At 71.9% G+C, this 7,418-nt stretch carries 7 protein-coding genes; all 7 read left to right on the top strand.

Going from position 1 to position 7,418, the window contains the following annotated elements:
* The first annotated feature begins 1 nt into the window (after nt 1).
* Complete coding sequence (carB, locus tag LV78_RS38390) at nt 2-3,301, top strand: carbamoyl-phosphate synthase large subunit (protein WP_253851108.1); 3,300 nt, start codon at nt 2-4, stop codon at nt 3,299-3,301.
* A complete protein-coding gene (pyrF, locus tag LV78_RS38395; protein WP_253851109.1) occupies nt 3,298-4,116 on the top strand; it encodes an orotidine-5'-phosphate decarboxylase in 819 nt (272 codons plus the stop codon). Before carB ends, pyrF begins: the two co-directional genes overlap by 4 nt.
* 308 nt (nt 4,117-4,424) lie before the next feature.
* Nucleotides 4,425-4,742, top strand: coding sequence for an integration host factor, actinobacterial type (mihF, locus tag LV78_RS38400; protein WP_015803945.1), 318 nt, complete (start codon nt 4,425-4,427; stop codon nt 4,740-4,742).
* Complete coding sequence (gene gmk, locus LV78_RS38405; RefSeq protein WP_253851110.1) at nt 4,739-5,338, top strand: guanylate kinase; 600 nt, start codon at nt 4,739-4,741, stop codon at nt 5,336-5,338. The genes mihF and gmk overlap by 4 nt, the downstream gene beginning before the upstream one ends.
* A gap of 116 nt (nt 5,339-5,454) precedes the next feature.
* Nucleotides 5,455-5,733 carry a DNA-directed RNA polymerase subunit omega gene (rpoZ, locus tag LV78_RS38410; RefSeq protein WP_015103666.1) on the top strand — a complete coding sequence of 93 codons (279 nt, stop codon included), beginning with the start codon at nt 5,455-5,457 and terminating at the stop codon, nt 5,731-5,733.
* Nucleotides 5,730-6,998: a bifunctional phosphopantothenoylcysteine decarboxylase/phosphopantothenate--cysteine ligase CoaBC gene (gene coaBC / locus LV78_RS38415; RefSeq protein ID WP_253851111.1), complete on the top strand. Its 1,269-nt coding sequence runs from the start codon at nt 5,730-5,732 to the stop codon at nt 6,996-6,998. The genes rpoZ and coaBC overlap by 4 nt, the downstream gene beginning before the upstream one ends.
* Before the next feature lie 81 nt (nt 6,999-7,079).
* Nucleotides 7,080-7,418 (top strand): S-adenosylmethionine synthetase N-terminal domain-containing protein (locus LV78_RS38420; RefSeq protein WP_308208806.1); only part of this gene is annotated, 339 nt, incomplete at its 3' end.

Here is a 7,418-nt window from a genome sequence, read left to right on the forward strand (position 1 = left end):
CATGCCGAAGAGGACTGACCTCAAGCACGTGCTGGTGATCGGGTCCGGCCCGATCGTGATCGGCCAGGCCTGCGAGTTCGACTACTCGGGCACCCAGGCGTGCCGGGTGCTGCGCGAGGAGGGCATCCGGGTCTCCCTGGTCAACTCCAACCCCGCCACGATCATGACGGACCCGGAGTTCGCCGACGCCACCTACGTCGAGCCGATCACCGCCGAGTTCGTCGAGAAGGTCATCGCGGCCGAGCGCCCCGACGCGGTGCTCGCCACCCTGGGCGGGCAGACCGCGCTGAACACCGCCATCGCGCTGCACGAGCGCGGCGTGCTGGAGAAGTACGACGTCGAGCTGATCGGCGCCGACATCGACGCCATCCAGCGCGGCGAGGACCGCCAGATGTTCAAGGACATCGTGCGCGAGATCGGCGCCGAGGTCCCGCGCAGCGCGGTGTGCCGGACCATGGACGAGGTCCGCGCGACCGTGGCCGACCTCGGCCTGCCGGTCGTCATCCGGCCCTCGTTCACCATGGGCGGCCTCGGCTCCGGCATGGCCCACACCGAGCAGGAGCTGGAGCGGCTCGCCGCCACCGGCCTCGCCGAGTCCCCGGTCACCGAGGTGCTGATCGAGGAGAGCGTGCTCGGGTGGAAGGAGTACGAGCTGGAGCTGATGCGGGACCGCAACGACAACGTCGTGGTCATCTGCTCCATCGAGAACATCGACCCGATGGGCGTGCACACCGGCGACTCGGTGACCGTCGCGCCCGCGATGACGCTGACCGACCGCGAGTACCAGCACATGCGCGACGTGGGCATCGCGGTCATCCGCGCGGTCGGCGTGGACACCGGCGGCTGCAACATCCAGTTCGCGATCCACCCGGAGACCGGGCGCATGGTCGTGATCGAGATGAACCCGCGCGTCTCCCGCTCCTCGGCGCTCGCGTCCAAGGCGACCGGCTTTCCGATCGCCAAGATCGCCGCGAAACTGGCCATCGGCTACACCCTGGACGAAATCCGCAACGACATCACGGGGGAGACCCCGGCCTCATTCGAGCCCGCGCTCGACTACGTCGTCGTGAAGGTCCCCAGGTTCGCCTTCGAGAAGTTCCCCGGCGCGGACCGGACGCTCACCACGACGATGAAGTCCGTCGGCGAGGCGATGTCGTTCGGGCGCAGTTTCATCGAGGCGCTCGGCAAAGCCCTGCGGTCCATGGAAACGAAGTCCGGCGGTTTCTGGACCACCCCGGACCCCGAGGGCGACCTCGCGTCGGCCCTGGAGGAGCTGCGCTCCGGCCACGACGGGCGGCTCTACACCGTCGACCGGGCGCTGCGCCTGGGCGCCACGGTCGAGCAGGTGCACGAGGCCTCCGGCATCGACCCGTGGTTCGTGGAGCAGATCGCCTGGCTGATCGGCCTGCGCGGCGAGCTGGAGTCCGCGCCGGTGCTGGACGAGGCGCTGCTGCGCCGTGCCAAGCGGGCCGGCCTGTCCGACCGGCAGATCGCCGCGCTGCGGCCCGAGCTGGCCGGTGAGGACGGCGTGCGGGCGCTGCGGCACCGGCTGAGCGTGCGCCCGGTCTACAAGACCGTCGACACCTGCGCGGCCGAGTTCGCCGCCGCCACGCCGTACCACTACTCCGCCTACGAGTCCGACCCGGACGCCGAGTCGGAGGTCACCGAGCAGCGGGAACGGCCGAAGGTGCTGATCCTGGGCTCGGGTCCGAACCGGATCGGGCAGGGCATCGAGTTCGACTACTCGTGCGTGCACGCGGCCATGGCGCTGCGCGAGGCCGGGTACGAGACCGTGATGGTCAACTGCAACCCGGAGACCGTCTCCACCGACTACGACACCTCGGACCGGCTCTACTTCGAGCCGCTGACCTTCGAGGACGTCCTGGAGGTCGTGCACTCCGAGCGCGCCTCCGGCACCGTCGCCGGCGTCATCGTCCAGCTCGGCGGCCAGACCCCCCTCGGCCTGGCCCAGCGCCTGGCCGACGCGGGCGTCCCGGTCGTCGGCACCTCGCCCAGGGCCATCCACCTGGCCGAGGACCGCGGCGAGTTCGGCAAGGTCCTGGTGGCCGCCGGGCTGCCCGCGCCCAAGTACGGCACCGCCAACTCCTTCGACGAGGCCAAGGCCATCGGCGACGAGATCGGCTACCCGGTCCTGGTCCGGCCCTCGTACGTGCTCGGCGGGCGCGGCATGGAGATCGTCTACGACGAGGACACCCTGCGCGGCTACATCGAGCGCGCCACCGAGATCAGCCCGGAGCGCCCGGTGCTGGTCGACCGGTTCCTCGACGACGCCATCGAGATCGACGTCGACGCGCTCTACGACGGCCACGAGGTCTTCATCGGCGGCGTCATGGAGCACATCGAGGAGGCCGGGGTGCACTCCGGCGACTCGGCGTGCGCGCTGCCGCCGATCACCCTGGGCGAGACCGACGTGGACGCGGTGCGCCGCTCGACGCTGGCCATCGCCGAGGGCATCGGGGTGCGCGGCCTGCTGAACGTCCAGTACGCCCTCAAGGACGACGTGCTCTACGTCCTGGAGGCCAACCCGCGCGCCAGCCGCACCGTGCCGTTCGTGTCCAAGGCCACGGCGGTGCCGCTGGCCAAGGCGGCGGCCCGGATCATGCTCGGCGCGACCGTGGCCGAGCTGCGGACCGAGGGCCTGCTCCCGGCCGAGGGCGACGGGGCCAAGCTGCCCCCGCACGCCCCCGTGGCGGTCAAGGAGGCGGTCCTGCCGTTCCACCGCTTCCGCACCCCCGAGGGCCAGGGCGTCGACTCGCTGCTCGGCCCGGAGATGAAGTCGACCGGCGAGGTCATGGGCATCGACGTGTCCTTCGGCACCGCGTTCGCCAAGTCCCAGACCGCCTCCTACGGCTCCCTGCCCACCTCGGGCAAGGTGTTCGTGTCGGTGGCCAACCGGGACAAGCGGGCCATGATCTTCCCGGTCAAGCGGCTCGCCGACCTGGGCTTCGAGGTGCTGGCCACGGCAGGGACCGCCGAGGTGCTGCGCCGCAACGGCATCCCCTGCACCGTCGTGCGCAAGCACTTCGAGGGCGAGGAGAACGTCGTCGACCTGATCCTGGGCGGCGGGATCGACATGATCATCAACACCCCGTACGGCAACAGCGGGCCCCGCGTGGACGGCTACGAGATCCGCACGGCGGCCGTGGCCAGGGACATCCCGTGCGTGACCACGATCCAGGGCGCGGCGGCGGCCGTGCACGGCATCGAGGCCGCGATCCGCGGTGACATCGGCGTGCGGCCCCTCCAGGCGCTCCAGGCGGCGCTGAGGGGGCAGGCGTGAGGTTCGGCGAGCGGCTGGCGCGGGTGGTCTCCGAGCGGGGCCCCCTGTGCGTCGGCATCGACCCGCACCCCGGCCTGCTGGCGTCCTGGGGGCTTCCCCAGGACGCCTCCGGGCTGGAGCGCTTCGCCCTGACCTGCGTCGAGGCCTTCGGGGCCGAGGCGGCCGTGGTCAAGCCCCAGTCGGCGTTCTTCGAGGCGCACGGGTCGCGGGGCGTGGCCGTGCTGGAGCGCGTGATCGCCGATCTGCGGTCGGCCGGGGCCCTCGTGCTGGTCGACGCCAAGCGGGGTGACATCGGGTCCACCATGGCCGCCTACGCGGCGGCCTACCTGACCGAGGGCTCGCCGCTGGCGGGCGACGCGGTCACGCTGTCCCCCTACCTCGGCTTCGGCGCGCTCGAACCGGCGCTCGCCGCCGCCGAGGAGTCCGGCCGGGGTGTGTTCGTGCTCGCCCTCACCTCCAACCCCGAGGGCGCCTCCGTGCAGCGCGCGCGGGGCGCGGACGGGGTCGAGGTCGCGCAGGCCGTGGTCGACGCGGCGGGCGCGCGCAACGCGGGCGTGTCGCCGCTCGGCGACGTCGGGCTGGTGGTCGGGGCGACCGTCCACGAGTTGGGGGTCGACCTGTCGGGGCTGAACGGGCCGGTGCTCGCGCCGGGCTTCGGCGCCCAGGGCGCTACCGTGGCTGACCTGCGGAAACTCTTCGGCGAGGAGCTCCGCGGGGTGCTCCCCACGACCTCCCGGGACGTGCTCCGGCACGGCCCCTCGGTGTCCGATTTGCGGGTTGCGACGCGCCGGGTCCTGGACTCGTTCACGGTGTGATCACGATCAAATCCCGGCCCGGTTAGCGTGGTCCGCTCACCTGCGAAAACGGGGCCTGGTACGGTCACGGCCACCGGTTGGGAGCACCGCCGACGGGCGCATACCACACAGGTGACGCGCACAGCATTGCCGGTGGCGGTGAAGGCTCTTCCGGAGGGTGTTGGTACTACTACCACCCGCCGCAACCGCCGAACGCTGAAGATTTACCTGACTGGGTGGTAACAGACCCGTGTTGTACCCAGGCAATTGCGCTCGGTACGGTCGCGACGCAGATCCAGAATTGAAATTCCCACACCACGGAGGAAATCGTGGCCCTTCCCCAGCTTACCGAGGAGCAGCGGGCCGCAGCGCTGGAGAAGGCTGCTGCCGCTCGTCGCGCTCGCGCTGAGCTCAAGGAGCGCCTCAAGCGTGGCGGCACGACCCTGAAGGACGTGCTGAAGGCTGCTGAGAGCGACGAGGTCCTTGGCAAGATGAAGGTGTCGGCGCTGCTCGAGGCGCTGCCCGGCGTCGGCAAGGTCCGCGCCCAGCAGATCATGGAGCGGCTGGAGATCGCGCCGAGCCGCCGCCTGCGGGGCCTGGGCGACCGCCAGCGCAAGGCGCTGCTCACCGAGTTCAGCGGCGAGTGAGTGACGGCACCGAGGCGGGGTCGGGCGTTCGCGCCCGGCCCCGCCTCACCGTTCTGTCGGGTCCGTCCGGCGTCGGCAAGTCCAGCGTGCTGGCCGAGCTGCGCGGCAGGGACCCGGAGCTGCACTACAGCGTCTCGGTGACCACCAGGAAGCCGAGGCCGGGCGAGCTGGACGGCGTCCACTACCACTTCGTGGACGACGCCCGGTTCGACCGCATGGTCGCCGCGGGCGAGCTCCTGGAGCACGCCGAGTTCGCGGGCAACCGCTACGGCACCCCCAGGGCGCCGGTGGAGGCCGCGCTGGCGGCAGGCCTGCCCTCCCTGCTGGAGATCGAGCTGCAGGGCGCCAGGCAGGTCAGGGCCGCGATGCCCGAGGCCCAGCTGGTCATGCTCGCCCCTCCCTCGTGGGAGGACCTCGTCGCCCGGCTCACCGGCCGAGGCACCGAGGACCCCGCCGTCGTCGAGCGCAGGCTCGTGATCGCCAGGCAGGAGCTGGCGGCCGAACCCGAGTTCGACGAGGTCGTCGTCAACGACGACGTGCGTTCGGCGGCGACGAAGTTGCTAGACTTGGTGGTCGGCCCGCCGCCCGGCGCCTGACGCGCCGGTGGAGCCGCCCCGGACGCGCCCTCGCAGGCGGGGGAGCCGGGGGAGGGCGCCGAGAGGCGCGGGACGACCGAGGCTTGATCGAACACCGACCGCAGGAGCGTTGACGAGTGACCACGCACACCGAGCTGGGCCCCCTGTCCGGGTCCCCGGAGGGCATCACCAACCCGCCGATCGACGACCTGCTGGAGCAGGTCAGCTCGAAGTACGCGCTGGTGATCTACGCGGCCAAGCGGGCGCGCCAGATCAACGACTACTACGCCCAGCTCGGCGAGGGCCTGCTGGAGTACGTCGGCCCGCTGGTCGAGCCCGGCCCGCGCGAGAAGCCGCTCTCCATCGCGCTCAGGGAGATCCACGCCGGCCTCCTCGAGCACACCGAGGGCGAGTGACCGAGCACCTGCCCGGTGCCCCCACCAGACCCCGCGTAGTGCTCGGGGTGGGTGGGGGCATCGCCGCGTTCAAGGCCTGCGAGGTCCTGCGCGGCCTGACCGAGACGGGCCACGACGTCCGCGTCGTGCCCACCGAGGAGGCGCTGCGGTTCGTCGGCGCCGCCACCTTCGAGGCCCTGTCCGGGCAGCCGGTCCGCACCGGCGTGTTCACGGACGTGCCGGAGGTGCCGCACGTGCGGCTCGGGCAGGAGGCCGACCTCGTGGTCGTCGCCCCCACCACGGCCAACCTGCTGGCGAAGGCCGCCCACGGGCTGGCCGACGACCTGCTGACCAACACCCTGCTGACCGCGCGCTGCCCGGTCCTGCTGGTCCCGGCGATGCACACCGAGATGTGGGAGCACCCGGCGACGCGGGACAACGTGGCGCTGCTGCGCTCGCGGGGCGTCGTCGTGGCCGAGCCCGCCAGCGGCAGGCTCACCGGCAAGGACACCGGCAAGGGCAGGCTGCCCGAGGCCGTCGAGATCGTGGAGCTGGCCCGGTTGCTGATGGCGCGCGGCGACGCGCTGCCGCGCGACCTGGAGGGCCTGCGCGTGGTCGTGTCGGCGGGCGGGACCCGCGAGCCGCTCGACCCGGTCCGCTTCCTGGGCAACCGCTCGTCCGGCAGGCAGGGCTACGCCATCGCCCGCGTCGCCGCCCAGCGCGGCGCCGAGGTGGTCCTGGTGGCCGCGCACACCGCCGACCTGGTCCAGCCCGCGGGCGTGGAGCTGGTGCGGGTGGGCACGGCGCTGGAGCTGCGGGACGCCATGCACGCCGAGGCCGAGCGGGCCGACGTGCTCGTGATGTCCGCGGCCGTCGCCGACTTCCGACCGGTCGACCTGGTCGAGCACAAGATCAAGAAGGGCGACCTCGACCCGGACCCGGTGCGGTTGACCCGCAATCCGGACATCCTGGCCGAGCTGGTCGCCGCGCGCGGGCCCGGCCAGTCCGTGGTCGGCTTCGCCGCCGAGACCGGGGACGCGGGCGCGGGCGTGCTCGACCACGGTCGGGCCAAGCTCAAGCGCAAGGGGTGCGACCTCCTCGTCGTGAACGACGTCGGTTCGGGGGGCGCCTTCGAGGGGGAGGACAACCAGGGCTGGTTGCTCTCCTCGGACGGGACCGAGCGGCCGATCCCGCACGGCTCGAAAGCCCAGCTCGCGTCCATCCTGTGGGACGCGGTGGTCTCCCGCCGGTCGTCCTCGCAGGCTCCCGAGCCCGGTCGTCAGTAAGCTCCGGGGCGTTCGCCGAGGCGGTGCGCGCCGCCGGGACGGTCAGGTATCCAAGTCGTTGATCTCGTAGTGGGGAGTGCCGTGAGCCAGCACAGCAGCAGGCTGTTCACCAGTGAGTCGGTGACCGAGGGCCATCCGGACAAGATCTGCGACGCGATCAGCGACTCGATCCTGGACGCGCTGCTGGCCAAGGACCCCACGTCGCGGGTGGCGGTGGAGACGCTGGTGACGACCGGTCAGGTGCACGTGGCCGGTGAGGTGACGACCGAGGCGTACGTGGACATCCCGTCGATCGTGCGGGAGAAGATCCTGGAGATCGGGTACGACTCGTCGGCGAAGGGGTTCGACGGTCACTCGTGCGGGGTGAACGTGGCGATCGGGGCGCAGTCGCCGGACATCGCGCAGGGTGTGGACACCGCG

Origin of the sequence: Actinosynnema pretiosum (assembly GCF_024171695.1) — a bacterium.
In the GTDB taxonomy this organism is placed as follows: Bacteria; Actinomycetota; Actinomycetes; order Mycobacteriales; family Pseudonocardiaceae; genus Actinosynnema; species Actinosynnema pretiosum.